7 protein-coding genes are annotated in these 25,258 nt (G+C 56.3%); 2 read left to right on the top strand and 5 right to left on the bottom strand.

The window, feature by feature from the left end:
- Positions 1–57: 57 nt before the first annotated feature.
- The 3 genes from ABD890_RS03380 to ABD890_RS03390 all read right to left on the bottom strand — a co-directional run bounded on the left by ABD890_RS03380 (position 58) and on the right by ABD890_RS03390 (position 19,883).
- On the bottom strand, positions 58–13,029 hold the full coding sequence (locus ABD890_RS03380; protein ID WP_345085883.1) for a GEVED domain-containing protein: 12,972 nt from the start codon (positions 13,027–13,029) through the stop codon (positions 58–60).
- Between the two features lie 591 nt (positions 13,030–13,620).
- Positions 13,621–17,976: a S8 family serine peptidase gene (locus ABD890_RS03385; RefSeq protein ID WP_345085885.1), complete on the bottom strand. Its 4,356-nt coding sequence runs from the start codon at positions 17,974–17,976 to the stop codon at positions 13,621–13,623.
- A 395-nt stretch (positions 17,977–18,371) separates the two neighbouring features.
- Complete coding sequence (locus ABD890_RS03390) at positions 18,372–19,883, bottom strand: hypothetical protein (RefSeq protein WP_345085887.1); 1,512 nt, start codon at positions 19,881–19,883, stop codon at positions 18,372–18,374.
- A 756-nt stretch (positions 19,884–20,639) separates the two neighbouring features.
- Between ABD890_RS03390 and ABD890_RS03395 the strand changes: the two genes are divergently transcribed.
- Both ABD890_RS03395 and ABD890_RS03400 read left to right on the top strand, forming a co-directional pair.
- Entirely contained in the window at positions 20,640–21,611 is a 972-nt protein-coding gene (locus tag ABD890_RS03395; RefSeq protein ID WP_345085889.1) for a DUF1559 family PulG-like putative transporter, read from the top strand.
- A gap of 76 nt (positions 21,612–21,687) precedes the next feature.
- Positions 21,688–22,092, top strand: coding sequence for a carboxypeptidase-like regulatory domain-containing protein (locus ABD890_RS03400; RefSeq protein WP_345085890.1), 405 nt, complete (start codon positions 21,688–21,690; stop codon positions 22,090–22,092).
- A 99-nt stretch (positions 22,093–22,191) separates the two neighbouring features.
- Here ABD890_RS03400 and ABD890_RS03405 read toward each other — a convergent pair whose 3' ends face one another.
- Both ABD890_RS03405 and guaB read right to left on the bottom strand, forming a co-directional pair.
- Positions 22,192–23,631, bottom strand: a complete 1,440-nt coding sequence (locus ABD890_RS03405) for a hypothetical protein (protein ID WP_345085891.1) — start codon at positions 23,629–23,631, stop codon at positions 22,192–22,194.
- Positions 23,567–25,042 carry an IMP dehydrogenase gene (gene guaB / locus ABD890_RS03410; RefSeq protein WP_345090817.1) on the bottom strand — a complete coding sequence of 492 codons (1,476 nt, stop codon included), beginning with the start codon at positions 25,040–25,042 and terminating at the stop codon, positions 23,567–23,569. The genes ABD890_RS03405 and guaB overlap by 65 nt, the downstream gene beginning before the upstream one ends.
- Positions 25,043–25,258: the final 216 nt, after the last annotated feature.

Consider the following 25,258-nt stretch of genomic DNA (forward strand, 5'->3'; position numbering starts at 1 on the left):
CCCGGCGGGTAATTACCTGCCGGGCTTTTTGGATTCTAACGTTTGTCCCGCGGCGAACTAGCTGCTGGAGGCTTCGCTGATCAGGGTGAGCAGGTCTTCCAGCTCGTCCGCATCTTCCGATTCACCTTCCGCTTCGTCGTCGAACAGCTTGCCGTCCCAAGTCGTGCTCAGGTCGTCGGCGAGGTCACCCATCAGGGCGTCGAACTGATCGTCGTCCGACAGGCCGTCCAGGGCGATCGCACTGTCAACCAGCGTACCGTCGACATTCGATACGGAGCTGGAGCCAACCGTCGTCAGGCCCATCAGGCTGGTCGCCGGCTTCATCTGCAGTTCCGAGTAGGAAGATGAGAAGACGTCGATCGACGAGCTGACCATCGAATCGGTCTGCAGGCTTTCGCTTACCGAAGACTGACTCGACGAGGTCACTGGGCTGGTAACAACCGGCGAAGTGACCGTTGGCGACTGAGTCGTTCCCGACGAGTCGGCTTCCGGTTCCGATTCCGAAATACCGCCGAGGTAAGCTTCGCCCATCTCGATCTGACCGATCGCTTCTGGCGATGGCGCGAATGGATCTCGCAGGTAATTCAACAACGCCAGAACGTCTGCGTTGGTTACCTTACGGTCGTTGTTGACGTCAAAGTAAGCTACGACATCTGCATCAGCGACGTTCTCTGGTCGGTAGTCTATGCCGCTTGTCGACTGAGTGTCGCTGCGGAACTCGCCGGTAGGATCCAGGGTGTAAATTCGATTTCGCAGTTCCGAAATCAGAATCGACAGATCCAGGCCAGTGACAATGTTGTCACCCTTCGAGATCGCATAGGGGTTGTTGGAGTTGTGCCATGGGTTCGGACCGGCATCGGCGATCGTCACCAGGTAATCTTCCACTTCCCCGTCTTCCGCCAGGCCGGTGGCCGACAGACCGATCGTCGAACTGTAGCGGAAGCGAGCCATCGTTTCACCTGCAACCGCTCCGTTGAGCATTTGCGAGGTGATCGGAATCAGTTGCCCCAGACCATCCATCGTCGAAGCAGGATCGATCGCTTCGATCGTCAACGCTTCGCTGATAACCAGTTGTTCCGAATCCTGGAACACACCGTCGCGGTTCAAGTCGATCCAGACATCCAGGAAACCATATTCGGTGCTACCTGCTGGGACGGTTGCCGTGACGAAGATTTGGTTGTTCACACCACTTCGCAGGACGAAGTCGAGGAACTGACCAGAGTTTGCCGGGTCTTCGCTACGGATGTAGATACCGTCGTCGCTGTCGCCATCGCCCGAGGCATCCGCGGTCGGCTGACCGTTGAGTTCGGCGTCGATGCTTTGACCAAGGTAGAAGTCGGTTCGCAGTTGGTGACGTGCACCATCCGATTCGGCGGTCGTACCGTACGAATCTGGAGCATCACCGTAGTCGACCAGACCGCCCACCTGAATCAGGAAGCGAGTTTCTGGAATGAGCACCTGGTTGCCATTGCCATCGTCGCCCAGGTACTGGTTGTTGTACTCGATCGAGTTGCCAGCCAGGTCGCGAATAACATCTGGCGAATCAGGATCGCTGACCAGGGTGATCTTGTAGAGCACACCTTGTTCAAACACACCCGAGATCGGAACCAGACGAATGATATTGTTCGTCGCGTCGTAGTCGAATGTGTAGTCGACGCCGATCACCAGTTGCGTGGTCACGCCGCCAGCGATTCGTTCCAGGATGACCGAATTGGCGGTCACCGTGTTGTCATCGATACCGGCACCTTCGATCTGATCGGTGATCTCTCCCTGATCCAGTAGCTGGATCGAGATGTTGGTCAGCGGACCGTCGATCCACTGAACCTGGTTCGGATTTTCATCCAGATCGCGACCATCCGAGTCGTCGTCCTGAGGATTGGTCAGGTAAGCAGTCGGGCCGGTGAAGTCCGATCGGTCGTAAGCACCGATGTCGACCAGTGGCGAAAGACCGCTACCATCCGAGACGGGGCTCTGGTAGTCGTCCGAACGCAACTGACCGGTGATGTCGCGGGCAGGTGCCTGGAGCGAGCTCCCCTTGATACCCAAAGCATTGAGCACTCGGCGAACTTCGTCACGTTCTGGCAGCGAGGTACGAGCCGCGTTGATCGCACGCGAGCCTTCTGCCAGGTAGAAGTTTCGATTCGCCGCATCGATGAACAGCGTTTCACCCGATGCCAGCAAGATCGAACCGCTTTGGACCGAGACGCCAGTCGTTGGCGTGGTGTTGTCCTGGAACAAGTTGTTGACCAGAACGGTGCTGGCGGACGAAGTCGCACCTACCACCTGAACACCGGTGCCGAAGTTGGCGATGATGTTGTTCATCAGGGTTGGGCCAGCACCTTCTTCAACGCGGACACCAACATCGGTGCTGCCCGTTCCGTAGAAGGTATTGTTGATGATGCGACCGAATGGAACCGCACCGTCTGGTCCGTTACCCGTGTTGCTGTCGCCGCTGTAAAGCAAAGCACCGACGGCACTATCGTAGATCACGTTGTTGGTGACCGTCACACCCGTAGCGTATCGCTGTTCGTTCAACGCACTTGGGATGTTAATCGGCGCACCCTGGTGAGGTCGGTTGCCGTTGGACAGCGTGTCGGCGATCGTCACTCGCGAACCAGCATCGATCAAGATACCGTAGTTCGACGAATTCGAGATCTTGTTGGAGCTGATGATGATCTGCCCCTGATCTCGCATGCGGTTTCGATCTCCGATCAACTCGAAGTCGTTGCCACCAAGCTGGTCGTAGTCGATGAAGATGAAGTCGCCCCGCAGAGCCGAACGTTCCGCATCCGCACCACCCGTGTAACGGCGGAACGTCTGTACGTCGTAAAGGGTCACGTTTGGCCCCGGCTCGGTCACGTTCACCTGAAGGACGTAATCCCCCTTGTAGGTTTCGACCTGGCGAGCCGGGTCGGTTGAACCGTACTTGTTGGGGTTGTAGTGCAGCGGAGTGTCTGCTCCACCTGCGGCTGGAACCTTATCTCCAGCAATCGCGACGTAGTAGACCCCATCGGCAGTGGCGGTGAAGGAGAATTCACCAGGGCTGCCACCGGCGACTAAGGTCAATGCATTGCCGACCACACCGGTTGGAATACCAAACTCGTTGCTACCTTCCATGAACAGCTTCAAAGTGGCACCCAACCCGTTAACCGACCCGAGGGCGGTCGACAGATTGAAGGAAACTACCTGACCAGCTTTCATCACGAAGCGGTACATGTCGACATCGGCTACGTTCGCCAGGATGTCGCGTGGGTCGTTGTCGCCCAGCTCGCCCTGAATCGTACGAACCATCACACTGCCGTTGACCGAGTTCTCGATCACAGCACCGTTCAGGTCCAGGTCGAACGCAGTACGGACCGTGTCGTCCGAATCGAGCGAATCTTCCAGGATCACCACGTCTGACACGCTCTTGGCGGCCAGATCGACGCGGTTGCTTTCCTCGGTATTGGTTCGCGAGTTGAGCTGAGCGTAGACGCCCAAGCCACCAATCGAAGTGCTGAGCAAGCCTCGAGCGATTTGCCCTTCGTGGTCGTTGATGGCATTGATCAGTCTCTCGGCAATTTCGGCGGCCGAATCCGTTGCCGAGTAGCCGATGCTGTAGTAACCAGCAGCCTTGTCATATTCGATCAGGCCATCTTCTGGATCGGTCGACAGACCACTGTCACGCTTGAACTGCTCGATGCTTGAGGCGAGATCATAGAACCTGAAGGTAACGAAGTCGGTACCATCACCAATTCGGATCTGGTCGCCAGTCTGCAGGTTGGCACCCGCCACCGCGATAATCGAGTAGCCCTGGACCAACCGATCGTTGGTATCGAAGCTGAAACCGCTATCGAACTGCAATTGGCGACCGCTGGAAGCGCCCGTTGGGGTACCATAGTCGACACCACGGCGGATTTCCAACTGATAGGTGCCGGTCAGGTTCTGGCTGTTTGGCAAGCCGAGTGGCAACGATGGATTGCGGATGAATCCGGTCGTACCCGAATTCGATCCGGTCACCATTTCACCACGTTCGGCGAAACCGACAATGATGTCGTCGATGAACGCCCCGGTGAAGCCAGCGTTGTCTAGACCAGGTGCGGTACCGAATGGCGTTGCCGTATTTGTGGTCACGATATTGTTAGCACCGAAGGCGTCCCCAGTTCGGTGATAGCCGATCTGGGTATTGCCGACATTTGCCGTGTAACCCGACATGTAGACGATGTTTTCGTATCGCTCGAAGACCATGTAGCCTTGTTCCGAAGCGTCGAACGCCATCATCACGTTCAGAGCCGTCTGAATCTTCTCGGCAACTTCTTCTGCCGTGTCAGACGAACTGATTCGGATAATGTTGGCGTAAGCCGGATCGTCGTAGTCAGCTGGATCGATCGAGAAATCGAAGTTACCGGTGACATGCATGCCCAGTGGCAGATTGCTCTGGACGATGTTCTGGACACCCTGGATGTTGAACGAGTTGAGGTCCTCGCCTGCAATGATTACGCCAGGGATGTTTTCTTGATTGATCGCGAAGGCAGTTGCGGCAGCAATTTCAGCAGCCGAATCACCCTGCGAGACACGGATTGCACGAACGCCGGATGGCGGCAACGTTGGATCGGTGTCGAGCATGTAGAGGAATTCGTATTCGATTCCATTGACATCGAACAGCGAGAAACCGCTGGTCAGTGCATCGGTCTTCGACACCAGGTGATCGAAGAAGCGGGCACCACTGTCGAACGACAGCGACTGGCCCTTCTCGAAGACGAAGTTCACCGTGCCACCGTCACCGAGGTAATCGGTAACCGAGAAGGTGCTTCCATCTTCAATATCGGCACCCGTCACGGCACGCAGTTCCGCCACGCGAACCTGCTGACCAACGTATGGGTTTGCAGAGTCGAGTCCCGACAGGGCGACACCCTGGAAGTCGATCCCTTCACCGGTAGTGAAGTCGAATCGCAGGCGAATATTGTCTTCACCCGCGAACCGATCCAGAGCGACACGGGCCTGGCGCCATTCGTCGGCACTGAAGGTATTGGCACCCAGGCGTACCCAATTGCCGTTGTCGGCCGAAGCGTAGACCTGGAGCGAGTCGCCTTGGCCACCATCCAGCATGTAGTTGAAGTACAACGTCGGAGCATCGGCAGCCGAGTAACCTTCCAGGCTGAAGGTATCGGTGATCACCGAACCGTGGGCACCGCCTGGGAAGTCGTAGGTGTACTGGCTGGCGTTACCATTGGCCGTGTTGCCCGACTGATAAGTTCGGTCGAGATTACCGAAGTAAATCGTGGTGTTGCCGTCATCGATGGTCGCATTCCGCGAGACGTCGACCGGAACGCTGACACCGTGACCTTGCGAGGTGTCTTCCAGCGTGCTCTGGATGTTCCAGAGGTTCTCGGTCAGCGTACCGAACTCGATACCGGTGATACCGCTGACACCAGTGCTGATCATCGAACGCCCACCCTGGAACAGGTGCTGAGCTTCACCATCGCCATCGACCGCGTAGATATCGCCGTTCGACGCAATCATGAACAACACACCGTTGAGGTCTTCGACCCCGTCGTCGCCAGGACGATCTGGACCGGCCGAGAGCCCTTCAAACTGGATCGGGTTACCGGTGACTGGATCGGTGTAATTACCAATGAATGTCAGATTAATGTCGTCGTCAACATCGGTCGTAATGACACCGTTGTTCGACAGACGGTAGAGGTCACCCCGGTCCGTCACTGCATATAGTTCATTGTCGCTCCAGGCGATACCAGTGACAAAGCCACCGTTATGATCATTCGTGTCAACACGTCCCTGGATCGCAGCACCGCTGGCATTGGTTTGACCCACGTTGTTCAGCGAAGCATTGATCTGATCCTGCGGCAGCGTCGACGAGATCTCACCGATATCATCCCCAAAGCCATCCATCAAAAACAGGACGTTGGCATTGGTACTGGCCGCGGTGTTGGCACCGTTGCGGTTACCGATGGCATACAAGGCGGTCCCTTCCGGGTTGCCTGAACCCGAGCGACGGAAGGTCGTACCGTTGTAATGGAAACCGACATTGGCAACCGCGGCATTGCCGTTGTTGTCGAAGTAGGTGATCAGAGCGTCGTCGTTAATGACCGCCGTCGCTGCATTACCGGTGTTGATCGAAAGCAGGTTACCGTTCGATCCATCGGTAACTGGCGAGATCTCGTCAATGTTGTACGCGTACAGCGTTCCATCCGGAGCCATCGCTAGGTCGTAAACGGCACTGCCGAAACTACCGATCAGCGTTTCCAAAGCCCCCGTGAATGGATCGACCTGCCACAACTTCGAGGTCTGCACCCCTTCGTCGGTGACCAGGAACATGCTGAGGTCGGCGAGCGTGTAACCCTTGACGTTCTCGGCAGCGACGATCGAGTCGTCCCGCGGAGGCGTCGGAGTCGAGTTGGTGGTCGAGTTCGGGTTGTATGGCGTCGAGATGTGATCTTCGACGATACGAATCACGGAGTTGACTGGCTCGAAACGAACGTTGGCGTTCGACGAACCGGCGGTGAAGTACTGATCCATCTGGGCTGGCAACTGACCGTTCGAGCTGACCGCCACATAGTAGACAACCGGGTTGTCCGGGGTACCGGCTGGCAGCATGATCGATCCGATGTAAGGATCGTTCACGCCTTCCGAACCGCGGGCCGGGTCGTAGTTATCCGAGTCGGCCTGATTTTCTGGGTTCACCAGATCGTCGTTCACCGAGCTGCGATCACCGAAGTAAACCAGCGTGCCATCCGCGGTATAGACCGAGATCACGGTGTTCGGACCACCAGCACCGGCGGCGAAGTCGAGGTCGATCACCAGCGAGGCATACTGGTTGGTGTTCGACTGACCGGCGATGGCCTGGATACCGTCGAAGTCGAGCGAGAACTGGTACCAGTCGACGTCGGTACCTTCTTCGTCGTCGATTTCACCAGCGACGCTGATTGCACCACGATCCGAGTTCAACACGTTGCCCAGGTTCTGAGCGCTGCCCTTGGTGTCGTTGTCTTCGACGTCGGCCGATTCACCCAAGACTGGCGAGTGGCCTGGCTGACCGTAGATCGAGATACCGTTTTCGGCGTAACGAATGTCCGCGAACTGAATCGTCGAACCGGCGAGTTCGTCGACTTCGCTCAGGCGGATGTTCAACTGGTAAACACCGCTCGTCAAACCGGCACCCGCGTCGTCGGTCGCACTGCGAACGCGAATCAGGTATTCGCTCAACTGACCGGCAGCACCCGACAGGACGACTCGCATGCCGGCGTCGCGTGGGTTGGTCGACCAATGGTCGGTGTTGTAATCACCCGACTTCTGCAGCGGGTTGGTGACTGCCAGAGCAGCACCCTGACCGTAGAAAGTGTTGTCGATCGAGTTATCGGAAGCGGCGATCACGTTGCCGTTGTTGTCGATCAGTTCCAACACCACGTCGAAGTCGTAGCTGGTGCGATCGATATCGAACCAGACTTCGGTGCCGGGCTGAGCTTCAAAGCGGTAGACGTCGATGTCCGATGGGTTGCTGATGTAACCGTTGACCTCGAAGCCGAGACGCTGGTTGTCGTCGCCGCCGTATTCGTCGGTCGCCAGAATACCAAGGTTCTGCGAGGTTTGCGGAGTACCGTTGATACCGGGACCCGACAGGCCGTTATTTTCGGTTTCGACCACCACTTGCACGTTGCGGTCGTTGGCGAACTCTTCGATCGTCAGACCTTGCCATGCCCCTGGGACTGGATTGGTCGTCGAACCGTCGTTGCTGGTGTCGTTCTGCGGACGACCATCCTGAGTGAAACCAGCACCAACCGTATCGTCGTAGAGGCTGGTGAAGATCACTGGGTAGCCGGCCTGACCGATGACGTGCAGCATGCCGCCGATACGATCGTCGATTGCCATTTCATGACCGGTTGCCACGAATCCAGCCGACGAGCCCAACAGCTTGACCACCAGGCTCTGCGTGGAAGAGCTTTCCAGGCGGATACCACCGTAAGTATGGAAGTTGTCGGAGTAGATGGTGTCGTAGACGACATGAACGATGTCGGTATCGTCCCACACGCTTTGCGTGGTCAGCACGCCACCACGGACAACCATACCGTTGATATTGTTGTCAGTCAGCAGGTTGTTGCGGATCAAAGCACCCTGGTTGTCGCCCAGACCTGCCTGCAGATTGGCACTGCCGGTCGAACGGCCCCAGTCGTCGATCAGTTTGTAATCGAGCGAGCTGGTATCGACGCTCAACACGCTGGCTTCGTTGTAGCGGAAGTTGTTACCAACGATGACTGGCTGAGCACCGCGTACGAAGACCACCGCGTCGTCGTTCGACATGTGACCAGCACGGGTCGCACCACCGGTGTTGCTACCCTGACCGTCGTCGTTGTACTCGAACGTGCTGTTGGTAATACGAACGTGAGCCTGGTGAATTTCAACCGCATTGAAGTTGGCCAAACCACCAGCAACCGTCGAGTCACCACCACCGTAGGCGATGATGACATTGTCGAGGCTACCTGACGACACGTGAGCGAAGTAGATACCGCTCCAGTCGCCTGGGGTTGGAACACTCAGGTCGCCGTTGTTGTTCGTGTCGAACGTGCCACCGAACCCGAATCGGTCATCCAGCAGCGAAGTGAAGACCACTGGGCGGCCAGGAGCACCTTCGGCGATCAGGTTGGCACCCATTCCGACTTCGATACGGGCGTTGAACAGCTTGACCACCACGTTCGGGTCGACCACCAGGCTGGCGTCGAAGCGAGCATGGTAAAGCTGTTCGATTGCGATGCCACCATCTGGGTTGACGGTGGACATGCTGTAGGTACCCGAGATTTCGACCACGTTGCCCGTTGCCGTGGCAGCGATGTCGAGGATCGGGCCTGGCGAACCGGAGTAGAGTTCGGCTCGACGGAAGTAATTGATCAACCGGGCGACTTCACCGGCGATGTCGGCTTCGGTGTGGAAGACGCTCAGCGGGATTTCGTAGGTCGCGCCCGTTGGGTTGTTCGTGAAGACGATATTCAACGTACGAATCTGGTTCGTCGAAGAAACCGCGTTCACAACAATCCGGTCACCGACCTGAATACCCTGCAGCTGATCGATCTTGATGACCTCTTGATTGCTCGAGGTCATGCCGCCGGGGGTCGAGGTAACGTAAAGCGTGTCCTGGATGACGTAGACGATGTCGGTATCGTCGAAGCGGCCAGCCACCGTCAACGTGTCCACTGGCTGCCCTGGAGTCGTGCTGATACGGACCTGGATACCGTTGGTCGAGTTGTCGACGATTCGGTTGCCGAAGATATCCGGACCAACACGGGTCACGTCTGGCGTGAACAGCGCGACCACGCCGTCGTAAACGGTGTAGCGGCTTTCTTCAAAGCTGTTTGGGTCTGCCGACAAGGCCGAGTTCGAGCTCAGGTGAATCACGTTGTAATTCACCGTCGGACGAGCTTCTTCCATGTAGATTGGCGACATGTTGACCGAGGCACCGTTCACACGCACCACACCACCGGCGTAGCGAATGTCGGCACCAATGATCGAGTCGAGGAAGATACCGGCGTCTTCGTAGCTGCCGCGACCTTGCTGCTTATCGACCTGCTGGTTGAACAGAATACCGCCCCAGTTACCTGCTCCGGCGTTGGCCTGGGTGTTGCTGGCGTGACCAACCTTGTCAGTCGATCCGGTCGAACCGTTGAGGTAGGTGGTTTCGCGGTACGAAGTCATCGTGACGCGAAGATTCTTACGTTCGGTATCCTCGATCACGTTACCATTGGCATCGGTGTACGCGTCGAAACGTTCTGGAATACCGAGAACCTGCAGCGACGAGAAGCTGTTGTCGCTGGTCACCGTGGTGCTACCGACCTGAATGCTGGCATTCGAGAACTTCAGGATCGCACCCGCATCGATCATCATCGTCACGCCCTGCGGCAGGATGATGTCGCGGCCATCTTTCAGGGCCTGCGTGGTGTTGAACGGGTTCTGACCGATCAGGTAGGCAACATTGTCTGCCAGTACGTTCTGGTCGTCATCTGGCTGAATACCGACAACGCGGATCACGTCACCACGACCGGAAGCAGTCGCAGCGGCAATGGCAGCGGCGATTGTCTTGAACGGCTGCGTCAGCGAGCCCGTTTCACCGACACCGTTGTACGAAGCATCGACGATGAACGTACGAGGCGTTGCGTCATCGAGGTTGGCGTCCTGGGTTGGTTCAGCACGGAACCAGAAGTTGAAAGCCCCGCCAGCGACACCATCGAGGTCGCCGTCCAGTGCGGCACCTGCCGAGGTACCACCAGTGATCAGCAGAGCCTTGTTCTGGATGATGCCCGACGACAGCGAGATGGGCGACGTCGCGCCCAGGTTGCCCAGTTCGATGCGGTTGTCAGTAGCATTGGCATAAACGGTAAAATCAGCCGAGTTGATCGCGCTGACCAAGGCGGCAACCACTTCGCTCCGACGAGCGTTTGCTAGGAACTGCACCGCAACGTTGTTCGGATTGTTCAGGTCGACCGGATCGCCTTCCGTCGCGACGATGTCGATCTCGAAGGTGATTGTCTTGGTGCCATCCTTCAGCGTAATGGTGTCGCCATCTTGGAAGCCTTCACCACCGGTACGGACAACCATCGTGCTCAGTTCCGAGACCGAAGCACCCGTGTCTCGCAGGGCATCGTTGGCGGTTGGCGTGAAGCGAATCTGGAGGTTGTAAGCACCTTCGCTAGTACCGCCGAAACCGGAGTTTTCGATGTTCGGATCGTAGACGTTATTACCACTGGCCGAAACGCCAATGAAGTAGACGCCAGGTTCCAGGGACATCTGCAGGAACGAGTCTTCGCTGAAGTAGTCGTCGTTGCGACCGATCACCGAGTAGCTGCCGTTACCGTTCAAACGGTACAAAGTCAGAGCGGCATCCAACTGGCTGGCGTCGGCCAGACGTTCGGCGACGATTTCCGCCGACAGCGTGCCCGTTTCGCTGATCTCGAAACGGTACATGTCGATATCGATGACGTCTGGACGATAGAGGTGCTGCAGGTGGTTGATATCGAAATCACCTGGCAACAACGATTCGACACTGGTGACGTAGCTGTAGTTGCCATCTGCTTCATTGTCCGCTCCCATGAGCGTTCCTGGTGGCAAATCGTAGGTGTGATCCAGCCCCAGCAAGTGGCCAATTTCGTGGAAGGCGGTCGACTGCCATGCAGCGCCCAGTTCGTCGTCGCCAACACCGTTATGGTCGGCCAATTCCATGATCGCCAGACGACGACCATCCGGCAGGTTCGAGTTACCGGCCAAACCGGCAACACCACCTACACCTGTGATGATGTTCGCGGAAATCGCACGCAGGTCACCGGTGACGATACCGTAGTCCGCTTCGATGCTGTTCGGGACTTCGACGAACGTCACGCCAGCGTAGAAGCCGTAGATCTCGAAGATCTCGCGAGCGCGCTGCTTCTGAGCTTCGGTGATCTGGTTGTACAGCGCGGTCTGGCTGGTGCTACCAGGATCGTAGCCGTAGATGTCTGGGAAGTTGTAGGTGATGACTTCAACGCCGTAGCCGTTGGTGTCTTGAGCACCATCTTCCAAGTGCTCTTCACCACCCACTTCGATGTCGCGGTGACCTGGTTCGTCGTTACCGCCTGGCAGTGTGAGGTCGTACGAAGTGTTGTTGCGAATTTCGCTGGAGATGATGATCGACTGCGATCGATCGACGATGATACCGGTCGACTTCGTTCCGACCGTCATGGTGACGCGGTTTTCGACAGTACCACGCAGCTTGGTGCGAGCTTCGCTGTAACCCGTGACTTCGGTTGCGGTGGCGTTCAGCCCGGAGTTAGTGATCGCAACGCGGATCGCGGCCGCCAGATCGACCGATGTCGGACCGATCAGGCTCATGTTGATGATCGTGTTACCGCTGGTGCCGGTGCCATCGATCGAGAGCTCGAAGGTGACCGAGTTCGTGCCATCGTTGATGGTGAACGTGGTGCCATGCAGTGCGGCACTTGGTACCTGCGTTACAAGGAACTCGTGGTTGCCGTTAAGCAGGTTGGCATTGGTATAGTCTTCAATCCCTTCAGGACCTTGCAGCGTGCCGCTCGAGTTCGACAAGTCGTAAGCGGTATCGAAGCTCGTGCCTGGGTTCGCTGCCCCTGGGATGGTCAGATCAAGAACCTGGGCGTCCTTCGAGATGATACCGCGAACGCCAATCTGCAGACGGAACACCGTGGCGAAACCAGCATCGGCGTAAGCAGGATCGACCAGCTTATCGATGTCGTTGGCGAAGGTCAGAATGGCCCTGTCCAATTCGGCATCGTATTCCACCGTAGTCGGATAGAAGGCTAGTTCACCTTGGGCATTGCCCAGGTCAGCATTGGTCGAGTTCGCGTCGACTGGCTGCTGGAAAGTCAGCTGGTAGTAGTCTGGATTGTTGGCCAGTTGGGGATCAAGATCGTCGTTGTTGAAGTAGACGTAGATCTTGTCGGTCTGCATCACCAACTCGCCAGTGACATCGTCACGTTCGATTGGCTGTGGAACGACCGACATCACCTGAGGTGCCAGGTTCAGCTCGAAGTTGCGGGTGAACGGAGCGGCCGTTTCGCCGGCCAGATTCTGCAATGCATCGGTGATCTCAATTCGGTACAAGTCGTCTGGCAGTGCTTCCCCGAATCGCACCACGACCTGATTCGGCTGATCGCCAAAGCCGATGAAGCCTTCAAAGTTCGAGCCGGCACCGGTGATGATCACATCGTCCGCCGTTCCCAACTGACCATCCTGGCCAGCTCGCGTGATGCGGATCCCATCGGCCAGAGTCGACTCGTCCAGGAAATCGGTTGCGATCACTGGATCGGCGAAGTTGAACGTCAGCGAGCGTGGGGAGATGCCACGAATGTCCCCTTCTTGCAGCAGTTCGCCACTGTTGGGCTGGATGCCCACAAGCTGCGGAGTCGTAAGCAACTGACGCGTTTCCAACGCTTCATGCTGCATGACTCGCTTCTTGGTTTGCCGAAGCATTCGGTTCTTTTTATTGAGATCGCGGCGTTGAGCTCGGGTTAGCTTACTCGCATGACGAACGGTCATTTGGCAAACCTTTTTATCTTCAGTTAAAGCTGAACTTGTATGTTGAGTTGGTACAGCGACTTCGTGTCGCAATTCGGGAGGGAAGTCCCGGAATCAAAAATCGGGGTAGGCAAACGCAAAGTGGCGAAATACCCGACATTTAGGATGATCCATGTCGGATTATAATTACCCAAATTAACACAGCAACTTCTATCGGGGGGATCCAATCCATTTCCCCCATACATTGCAGCCCGCGGGTTCCTTAGAGTCCTGGCTTACCTCGATTTACGAGTTGCCCTCAGGATTTCTACTTAACTTACTGACTTGAAATGACTTAGAAGGTTGCCCTTAAGCCCCCCACTCTCGATGCAGTCCGAGTAGAGAAGGACCCTGTCGACGTTTTGACGCGGGCACCCGGCAGCTAGTTCCCGTATTTCCCCTAGAATCTGGCCAATCCAATCAAATCGCGCTAATCTTCCAGCACCACCTTGGCCGAGAGGGGAAGTCAATCCTGACGCCGGATGTTTCGCGCAAGCGCATGAGAAGAGCCTCCCCGGTCTGGGGAGGCTCTTTTGATTTCTGAATTGGGCAAATCTGCCTGAAAACGAGCGATTAGAGGCTAATTAGCTCGTTCTGCCATTCGTCGTCAGCGAACAGATCGTCGCTGGCATCCGACGAATCTTCTTCCAGCAGATCGACTCCGTCATCATTCGACCAGAGCAGATCCGACTGATCTTCACCAAAGGCAGCCAAAGTCTGATCAGTGATGGATGGCTCGAAGGACAATTCGCCTTCACCTTCCAGAGTTGCACCGGTCGATGGAGACGAACCGTCGTTGACGATCGGCTGGATCGTCACCAGATTCGAGGCGGAAGCCGAGCTCGACTTGCTGCTGGAAGACGAGGTCATCGCGGCCGAAGTCGAAGAACTGCTCGAGGTCCATTCCGTCATCGTTTCAATGGCCGAATCGGTCGAAGAGGCCAAATCGGAATCGGACTCACCTTCTGTTCGCGTGATTGGCTGACGCATCAGGTTCAACAAGCGAATCAAGTCCGCATTGTTGAAGCGCCCGTCGCCGTTCACATCGATGAATCGCTTGAACCCAGCGGTCGCTGCCCCCATCTCTGGCAAGTCGCGAGAACCAACCGTTCGCAGTTCCGAAATGACCGAAGCCAGGTCCTGGCCGGTCAGCACGCCGTCGTTGTTCACGTCGCCAGGGCTTGCCCCTGCTGAATTGAAGAACGTTGCCACCGACGAACTGGTAACTGCATTCACGGGGAGTGCCGAAGTATCCAAAGCAGTCACCAGAGTGACCGTTGCAGTTGCCGTATTGCCGGCGGTGTCCTGGACGGTGTACTCGAAGGTGATGTCTTCGGTCAGATCGATCACGCCCGTGGCGTCGAACAAGATTCGCGTGCCATCTGGCGACACGGTGATGTCGAGACCAGGCGTCAGAACTGGACTGATATTGGTCACGCTACCTGGAACGATCGTCAGCGTACGGTTGAAGTGGCTGCTGTCGTTGGCCAGGACGTTGAAGTACTGTCCGGCGGTGTCGTCTTCGTATTCGAAGATGTCGTTGCTGGCGTACAGACCCGGATCTGGATCTTGCGAGATGAAGATCTCGTAGTCTTCGATTTCACCGAAGATATCGTCGGCATCAGGAGCGATGTTCAGCGTTGGTCCAACACGGAAGCGTATATCAACCGCCAGGCGAGCTTCTTCTGGCAGGAACGAGTCGTCGAACACCCACGATGGAATCACAAAGGTGTAGTCGTGCGTTCCCAGTTGCATGTGAACATTCTTGAAGATCTGTTCACCGGCGTCGTTGAAGTCGCCATCTTTGTTCAAGTCGATCCAGGCATTCAGCACCGTGTTCGAGTATTCGACACTCGAGGTGATGCTGATCGTGTTGGTACCGATCTGAATACCGTTGCCGAAGAAGACACCGTCGTCAACAACCGGGCTATCACCCAGGAAGGCACCATCGGCGATTGGAACGGTACCACCGATTCCGCTGTCGCCCGAGTCCGTTCCGGCGATCACGCCAAAGCTGATTTCGGAAGACGCTTCTGCGGAACCATCAGGATTGATCGTGACCGTAATCGGTGTGTCGGTCGTGACGACATAGCCTGCGGTGGGCACCGGCAGAATCTGGAACTCACCCGAGAATGCCGATCGCATCACGAAGCGACCAAGATCATCCGAAGTGGCGGTTGGTTCGCAAAGACCGATCTGGCCGTCACCGTTGTAGTCGATGAAGAACCGGATTCCGGCGATCCCCGCTTCACCAGCGTCCTGAACACCGTTGAGATTCAAATCCTGGAAGGCAGTCCCCAGAATGCCAGAGGTCACGCCACCAACCACGTCGGAAGCCAAGACCAGTTGGTCACTGTCGAAGGCGATGCCTTGGGCACCAACCGAAATGAATTCGTCGTCGTTACGGACTTCAAAGCGGAACAAGTCCGAGTCGTAACCGGTGAAGTACTGTCCGGTCGCAGCCGCTTCTGCCATAGCATCGGTGATGCCAACCATGCTGCCTTCCGCGGTGATCATATAGTTCTGCGGTGGAGCAGCGTTGACGAAGTCAGCCGAGGCGAGCGTGCCAGTTGGCAGGAAGTCGTAATAGGTGTCGTCGCCGCCGGAAGCACCAACCCATAGATCGAGGCCCAGATGATTCACGGCTTGCGTGATCGCCGATTCAGCGTCGGCCCAGTACTGCATCTGAACGGCAGTCATACCGTTGGTCACGGCATTTTCGCCCGACAGCACGATCACCAGGTCGTGCGTCAGCAGTTCTTCAAAGTCGCCGATACCGAAGTAATCGATATTGTAGAAGTCGGTTCGTTCGTAACCGGTGGCCGAAGTCGTACCATCGGAGAACGACCAGCTCACCAAGCCATTACCAACGACAGCGATCGAGTAATCTTCCTTGGCGATTTCCGCCAGCGTTCCCTTACCACGCAGGTAATCGAGGATCGCGTAGTCGTAGCCAAGCTGACCTGGCTGGTCGCCATCAAGGATCGCATGCGTGCTGGCGAAGAAGTTCGCACCCACCGCGCCGGCGAAAGACGTCGTTCCTTCTGGCAGAGCGACACCGCAAGCGTCGGTCGAACCGGACGAACCACCATCACCACCGCTGCCGCCCGACCCCGCGCCAGGCGTGGCATTCACGGCTGCCAGGGCGTTGATCAACCCATACCCTGTCAGGATATCGGGACCAGAAGTTGCCATGTCGGTCGCCGTCGCGCCAAGGATGTCGTAGACATTCCAGGGCGTAAGGGCGGAATTCTTCTGCAACATCAAAGCCGCTACGGCAGCGGCATGAGGTGCGGCAGCCGAGGTTCCGAAGAAGTTTGGAAAGGTATCCGCATCTTCAGGCACGTCACTGCCAAAGAACGTTGTATTAGTACCATCGGGGGCAACAAAGTCAGGAGATTGACGGTATTCAAATGTTCCTAAGCGATTGCCGGACGTATCGAAATATATCGCCACGCTACCGACCGAAGAAAAGTCCTCTTTGGTCGCGCCATTCGCTCCGAATGCAGGCGTGTCGTAAAAAGCCGCCGCCCCGACCGAGGCTGCACCATTGGCTGCCGCATGGCCAACCGCTGTACCACTTGGCAAGAAGTGCTCAGTAACCACGCCGTCCTGCGCACCCCAGTACTGGTACTTAAGAACGCGAGCATCTTCTCCGAAGTTCTTACCAATGACGATACTAAATTCTTCAGAACCAGTGGTATTTATGAATTGGAGAAACTCAAAGGCATCGCCACCAAAATTAGGATCGTCGGCGGTGCTCACGATTTCACCGTCTGCATCAAGCAGATAGATGCCGTAGTCACTCTGCGAGCCTGAAGAAAGCCCGGAAAGGTCAGAAGAAATAAACGGTTGATCCCACTGTAACGCAATCCGCAGCAAGCCACCGACTGGAATTGTCACCGCTTGTCTCGTATCAATTTGTGCCCCGAGATCAAAGTCGTGCAATTGGCCCATCGTATCATCGTTGATGCCACTATTTTGATAGGCCGCCTCGTAGCTTTCATCTCCTGAATTTCCGGCAGAACTAAAGTAGGCTACCCCTTGTGCAGCCACCATATCGATCGCCTGGGCGAGGATACCATCTTGGAACCACGATTCGTTGGCAAAACCTACGTCATCAACAATGATGTCGGCCCCTGCCTGCGCCAGTGCGAGAATCCCAAAATACATGTCGACCTCTCCATACATTGCGGTATAGAAGAGAATCGACGCGCCTGGAGCGACATCGTGGATAAGTTGTGCCATCGCCCGACCCTCATCAGGAGTCGAGAAACCCAAATCGGCTAGAGGAGCGTCCTTGAGAATGGTGATATCGGCTGGCAAATCATCATTGAGAATGTCGGCATCCATTTGTCCTAAAGCGTCAAATGAATTCGAGATCACACCGACGCTGACTCCAGTCCCATCGAAACCAAGGTTCGCGCGAACCTGGTCCGAGTACATTGATGCATCCCCTTGGCTGGTAGTCTGACCGACACTGAATGTCGGAGCAGTCGCAGCAGCAATGGAATGGATGCTTTCGAGCGAGTTAAGCGATTCGACGAGATCCAATGAAACACGCGCCGATACAAGTCGACCTACCGTTTGGATTTCGGTCGCGCCCAAAGCGGACAGGTCGTTGACCAATGCCGTCGAATCCGCCGCCGAAGCAATCGCTCGAATCAAAACGGTTTCACTATTCACAATCGCGTAAGGAACATCGATGGTCACAGCGCCCCCATCGTAGTCCGGATCGTTAACTTGCGAATTGTATTGAGAAACAATGTTGACAAGGTTGTTGCTGAATTTGCTCAGCCCAGAATCCGACCCGGAGCCCACACCTTCAGAGAAGGACGTTGTGACATCCCCAGCTAACAGATCGCGAGTCTCCAATACCTCGACCTGCTGACGTCGGGCTCGTTTTTGGCGTTTGATTCCACGTTTCATGGAAACACTCCTCACCTACGATGAATCTCAAGTTGTTCTGATGAAATGGACGGGAGACCAGTCATTTCGATGAGCACAGTACCCGGTCGGCGATCTTGCCTTCCGAAACCGCTTCGGGAGCGAACCAATTGCCCCTGTCTTGGGCCGCTCACACCACTCACCTGTTGGCTTATCCCCGCCATATAGGTAGTTCTGCGGAATATACTTAGACTGACATTAGTTGCGAATGTTCCGTTTTTCTACCCATTTCCCCAGAAATCGACAAAAACGATTCCCCCCGACAGAGCCGTCTCTTCAGGAAGAACCGTTCTAGATGTCCACCGGGCGCAAAAAAATAGGGCCGGCAAAATGCCGGCCCTATTAGTTTTTCTGATAGTCGAGCTTGTTGGTAGGTCTTACCAGGTGTACTCGAAACCGACCGTTGGACCATGGTAAAGAGCGTTACCGTTGTCGTTGATGTTCGCAGCACGACCCGCCAGAGCGGTATTCAGCGGAACGGCTCCACCGGTCTGGAAGTTGAAGGAATCGCTACCCAGTGCCACACCGTCGATGTAGACGATCTGGTAACCGGCTCGCAAGGTACCGCGAGGAACGATGCGGAAGGTACTTAGGAAACCTGCTTCCAGAACCATCGAGGCTCGACGCTGGGCGGTCGTTTCCTGGATGTTAATACCACCAAAGTTGATATTCGATTCCTGCGTTGCACGGTTGCCGTAGACACCGATCTCGCCGAAGAGCGACAGCGTCCATCGGGTGGTCAGCTTCAGAGCCGAGTCGGTACCCCACTGCACACCGAACAGGTCGTTGTCAGCGTCGACGATATATTCGAGGGTGCCACCGCTCCCCTGAGTGTTCAGGACGGCGTCGTCGTCAACTCGGACGTAGCGGATACCCACCCACCACGAGCTTTGCCACCAGCAGTTAGCCGAGGTGAAGAAGCGGCGGTAGTTCAGCTCGAACGAATCGAAGCGGTTCGACGAGGAGTAGAGCATCAGGTCGCCACCGTCGGTTTCAGCGTAACCACCGACCGGATCGGTACCGAAGTCCGAGAAAGGCGAGAAGAGGTTACCGTTACCGTAAGCACCTTGCTGCGAAGCCCAGTTGCCCATGCCCATGTAGCTGAACTCGAGGTTGCCACCTGGGGTGAAGGCTCGATTGAGCGACATGCGGACGCCACCTTGGTTGGTGAAGTCAACGTCATCCGTATCGAGAACCGGATTATTCGCACCACCCTGGGAAGCCAGAACGATGTTGTTGTTCCCTGGTTCGTAGATAAAGAAGGTCGCGTCAACAACTACGTCGGCCCAGCGTGGAGCACAACGGCCACCGAAGGCCGATAGGTCCCAGGCATTACCGATACCGCGGCTGAAACCGCAGTAAACGCCGCCACCGGTTAGGCCGCAGCAGCCGCCGCAACCGGCTCCGCCACAAGCACTGCAACCGTTGCCGAGACCACCGAGGTGACCTCCACGGCAGCTTTGGCAGCCTGCACCGCCACACGACTGACAGCCGTGGCCGCCGAGGTGACCTGCAGGCATGACATTCGGATCCATCATTGGCTGGCCAGGTCCGGCCATGCCGTACCCCGGACCCATCGGCATGCCATAGGCAGCCGGCGACACTCCGTTCGGAGCGTATCCTGCAGCCATGCCTGGCATCATCATCTGGCCGTAAGGATCCATGGCCACATAGGGGTTCATCCCAGGCTGCATCTGCGGCCCTGGCTGGCCTTCAGGATGACGTTCGACACGCCAATCGCCGCTAGCGATATGGGTGACGGCAGACGTTTCCTGACCGATCGTCTTTTGACCGGTTTGGTTGGCATAGGTTGTCTTGGCAGCGTTCGCCTGGCCGGCAAAAAGCACTGTGGACAACGTTAAGGCAGTCCACAAGGTAGTGGCTCTCATGGGTTCCTCTTTCGCAATCGAAAGGCAACTGGATGGCCCAGTGGTCGACAACGGTTGGTGAATGAGCGGCCGGAAGTCAAATAACAGACCTCCAGCGTGTATCAGGTTGAGTTTTCGATACCTTCAACACAAACGATCGGCACGGAAACGCAGGCAAAACCAACACTTTCAGCATGAGCCGCAGATATTTTGCAAATTAACAAGATTACCAATCCTGCTAGCAAGAGGGGCCGTCGGATCATCGCGGGCTGATTTATAGGGAAAGCGGCGCTTACCCTATAATTTCCAGGGAATTTGCATACTTCCGAGTCCCTTCCGGAGGCTCGATTCACTTGACTGGCTTACATCTCTGCGGGCTGATCGATCGGGCTTCTCCGAGCTGTTTTCGCCTCGTCTGCCCCTGATTCCATGCCCGAACGCATCGATTTATTGCGAACTATTTGCTTTCATGGCGCAGTACCTATGGATTACGACCCGGAGTCCAAGATCCCTCCCTAAGCCGTGGGCAGTTCATGAAAGGGGAAAGAAGCAGAAGGCTCGATTCTCTTCTCCACCGGGCACCCCCTCTCCATGGCTGCCTCAAACGCCAATCTGGGGAAAGGTGGCATCCGTACCATTAGCAAGCTAAGCGGAATGCCCGTTTCTATAACCGCGAGTCGCGCAAAAACAAAAGAATTTGATTTTACTTGAACATTTCACTAGACTCCTGGCCTCTTCGCATCACTCTTCTTCTCTAGCCACGTAAGGAGTCTCGTCATGCTGGCGAAAAGAGGGTTTACCCTCGTCGAATTGCTGGTGGTCATTGCCATTATCGGAGTGTTGATCGCCTTGTTGTTGCCAGCCGTTCAGCAGGCCCGGGAAGCGGCCCGTCGGATCAACTGCAACAACAACCTGAAGAACCTGGTCATTGCTCTGCACAATCATCACGATACCTATGGCTATTTCCCGCCTGGGGGCGAGCATACGAATGACGACAATCGACAAATGTGGGGCTGGGGAGCCCGCATCCTTCCGTTTGTAGAACAAACGAGCCTTTACGATCGCTTGGAAGTCTCTCAACAGGACCTGAAAGTCACGCTGGACGACACAAGCCTTCGTCCGTTGGTGCAAACCCGACTCGATGTTTTCATCTGCCCCTCCGATCCAGCAGGCCATCTGATGGATGGTGGGAAGATGAACGGCGGCACTGGCCGTCATTTCAGTGGTGATGCCAATATTGGTACCAATTTCCGTTTGTCGAAGTCCAACTACATTGCCGTGATTGGGATGTACGACGTCAACCATCTGAAGAATAACGGCATCTTGTTCCGCGGCAGCAAGACGCGTCTGGCAGACGTTACGGATGGCACTTCCAACACGTTCATTCTGGGTGAACGAAATCGTCGCTGTGCCCAGGGAACCTGGGTCGGTAATCGAAACTTGCCGGGAAGTGGCCCCCAAGGCGCCGACTACACGCATGGGCGGATCACACGACCGCTGAACGATCCCTTAAACGGAACGCATCAGTGCATCGAAGGCTTTGCCAGCGATCACCCTGGCGGGGCACTGTTTGCTTATGCCGACGGGTCGGTGCATTTCATTGCGGACACGATCCACTATCGCAACGCCGGTGTGAATGGACAGGACTACCAAAACACCGCGGCACCTCCCACCTTCAATCCAGTGAATCTGGGAGTCTATCAGCGTCTGGGCGTTCGTAACGACGGTCAGCCGATCGACAATTCTTAATTCTCACCTGGGGCACGATCCGGCGTCTTAGGGGGCAGACGCTGGCTCGTGCCTTTCTTGAAGGGAAGCTAAATCTATGAAACGACGTTGCACACAGCTCTTACTGCTTGGCATCTTTGCCATCACCGGCTGCGGATCAGGCAACACGTCGACTACAACCGGGACAGTGACACTCGACGGAAACCCTTTGCCAGACGCCGAGGTGGTCTTCACGCCGGAAGGTGGCGGACGGCCAGCAGTGGCCGAGACGAACGAGCAGGGCGATTTCGAGCTGATCTACACCGTCGGGCAGAGCGGGGCTCCGCCAGGCAAGTATGTCGTTCGTGTGCGGACAGCAACGACCATGGTGAACGACAATGGCAAAGAGGTGATCGTCGAAGAGAAGGTGCCTCCCCAGTACAACGATCAAACCGAATTGGTTTGCGAAGTAATTCAAGGCGAGAACAACCACTTCGAGCTCGCTTTAAAGAGCGACGACTAACACCACGTGTCATTGGCACGCTCAAGAAACAATGGAAGGGCAAGCCTGGCATGCAGGCTGCCCTTCCGGTCCAATCGCTCCCAGTGGGAAGTGAGCAGTTTAGGGGATCCAGTAGATCGCCCCGAGCACGGCTCCAGCCTGAGCGGCTGCGGCACGAGCACTCAGTGGAATTGGCGGAACCAGGTACGGTGCACAGTTGCCAGGGCGGTAGTAACCCAAGGCATAGCGGCACTCGGTTGGCGGGTTCAGCCCCATCTTGTATGGCAGGACAGCGACGCTTCCGAAGAAGTGGGCACCCGAGATGATCGGCTGCGAGATCGGTCCGGTCGTGTGACCGTAGCGTTCCAGGGCACGTTCTTCAAAGTACAGCGGCTTGTGGCACAGAGCCGAAGCGGTCCAGTTGACTTCCAGTGGAGCCCAGTGACGGCCCTCGAAAGGCTGATCGGTCCAACCACATTCGTATGGCAAGTTCCAATAAGCGGTCAGGAAGCACTTCTCATCGCTACCCAGATCCTGGATGCGAATACGCTTGATCTCTTCACCCGTGTCGATGCTGACGCGGCGATCGCGGATGTCGATCATACGACCGTCGGCGACAACCACACCTTCGATGTTTCGCCATTCGCGAGCTGGTGCTTCCTGCATGGCCTGAGCTTGCGACGACTCTGCGATCGCCGGATCGTCTTCGTCCGGAGCGAACGGCGACGAGATATCGAGCGAGATCTGCTTGATGCTGAAGCGACCGAGTTCTTCGCGGATTTCCTTGCAGTTATCCGACTCTTCGCAGCAGTTACGCTTCTGGTAGATCTGACCGCAGTTTGGATCGGCGTTGTTCGGAATTTCTGGCTGCGTACGGAACAGCGGTGGTGGCAATGCGTTCGACGAACGTGGAGGCGAGCTTGGCTGAACCGGAGCCATTGGCTTCACGTCAGGCGTTGGCATTTCGTCCATCGGGACGATGTCCATCGGCGAGCTTTCCATCGGAACGGAAGGCATCGGACGCGATGGCTGCAGGCTAGGCTGCATCGGGGTTGGTTCCATTGGCTGCGGAGTGCCAGGCTGCTCCAGCATCGGCTCTTCAGCCATTGGCTGACCAACCGGAGGGGCAGGAGGAGCCGAGAAACGGCTCGGTGGCGTCGCCTGCTGTGCGGTGTAATGAGGGATCTGATCGCCAAACGGATCGTTGAATGGATCGGCTGGCGGCAGGGTCGAAGCGTTCTGCACAACCGAGCGGCCATCGGCCGAAGTCAGTTGGACATGTGAAGCCGGCTGAACGTTGCTGACCGGCTTGGCTTCCGAGCGAACCTTAGCAGAAGGTCGCCACTGCAGATGGCTTTGCGGCGTGCTCGACTGAATCGGGGCCGCGGTGTTTTGAGCCGAGGGGAGGGTACGAGGCGATTGGGCTTCAGCCACTGGCATCAAACCGCCCAGCACCACGCCACATTGCACCATCAAGGTGGCGAGCAGCTTGATGCTATTCGTTTTTGTCGTGTGTCTCCGGGCTGTAGTTAGGAGACTCTTGAGTGATGGCGATGTCATGAGGATGGCTTTCCCTAACACTAGCCGAGGTAACTCGGATAAAGGTGGCGTCCTTGCGCAACTCCTCGATGGTCCGCGTTCCGCAGTACCCCATGCCGGCTCGTAAACCGCCAACAAGTTGGTACACAAACGCGTTCAAATGTCCTTTAAACGGCACACGACCTTCGACCCCTTCCGGGACCAGCTTGCCACCATCGGTGACACTGCCTTGTCGGTACCGCTCCTTGGAGCCTTTTACCATCGCACCGAGGCTGCCCATCCCGCGGTAAACCTTGAAGGTTCGACCTTGGTAAAGGATCACCTCGCCAGGGCTTTCAGCCACGCCAGCGAACAACCCGCCAACCATGACCACACTAGCACCTGCTGCGATCGCCTTGGTAATGTCGCCCGAGAACCGCACGCCGCCGTCTGCGATGATCGGAATTCCGTGTTTCTGGGCAACCATGCTCGTGTCATGAATCGCCGTAATCTGCGGAACACCAACCCCGGAGACGACTCGGGTTGTACAGATCGAACCAGGTCCGATGCCAACCTTAACCGCGTCCGCGCCCGCTTTGATCAAGTCTTCGCATCCTTCCGCGGTCGCCACATTGCCGGCGATCACGTCGATGTTCCAATTCTTCTTGATCTCGCGAACGGTCTCGATGACGTTCTTGGAGTGCCCGTGAGCACTATCCACTACCAACACGTCGACGTCGGCATTGATGAGACTTTGAACTCGGTCGAAATCCATCACACCAACGGCGGCTCCAGCCCTGAGGCGTCCCATCGAGTCTTTGGACGCTTCGGGGAACCGGTTCATCATGTCAATGTCTTTGATCGTGATGAGACCCGTTAGTTTGTAATCTTCGTCAACCAGTAAAAGTTTCTCCACCTTTTTAGCCGTTAAAATTTGCTCAGCTTCCGCAAGCGTTACGGTCCCCGTTGCTGTCACGAGGTTGTCTTTCGTCATAACCTCTGCAATAGAAAGGGCATTCGACTCAAGGAACCGTAAATCGCGGCGGGTGATGATACCAGCTAGCTTGCCATCAGTTCCGATGATCGGAACGCCGGAAACGTGATGCTGATCCATCAGACGCTTCGCTTCGTCGACAGGTGCTGTCGGTGGTAGCGTGACCGGGTCGACGATAATGCCGTTGGCCGACCGCTTCACCTTGGTGACTTCTTCGGTCTGCACTTCGGTCGAGAGATTCTTATGGATGATGCCCAGGCCACCTTCTTTTGCCAGGGCGATCGCCATCTCCGATTCGGTGACGGTATCCATTGGCGAGCTGAGCAGCGGAATGTTCAGCGAGATGTTCGCCGTCAGGTTGGTCTTCGTCGTAACATCGGCCGGCACGAAGTCGCTGTAGCGAGGACTCAACAAGACGTCATCGAAGGTAATCGCGACCTTATTGAAGCGATCTTCCATGGACATACAAACTCCTGTCGGTAATGGGTGCTGGCAAATGCGAGGGGAGAAACCCTGTATTATGCACCAAACCGCCCCACCTCGGCAACGCGTGGAACTTTAACAAAAACGGGAGCTTTAGGAGATTTTTCGCCCGATATTTGCCCCATTCGCCACCCGCTACGGGCAAATCGTCTTCCAACCTCGGCTTCGGCAGACAGGCCTTGCCAATTCTGG

It is taken from the genome of Bremerella cremea, assembly GCF_039541315.1.
GTDB lineage: Bacteria > Planctomycetota > Planctomycetia > Pirellulales > Pirellulaceae > Bremerella > Bremerella cremea.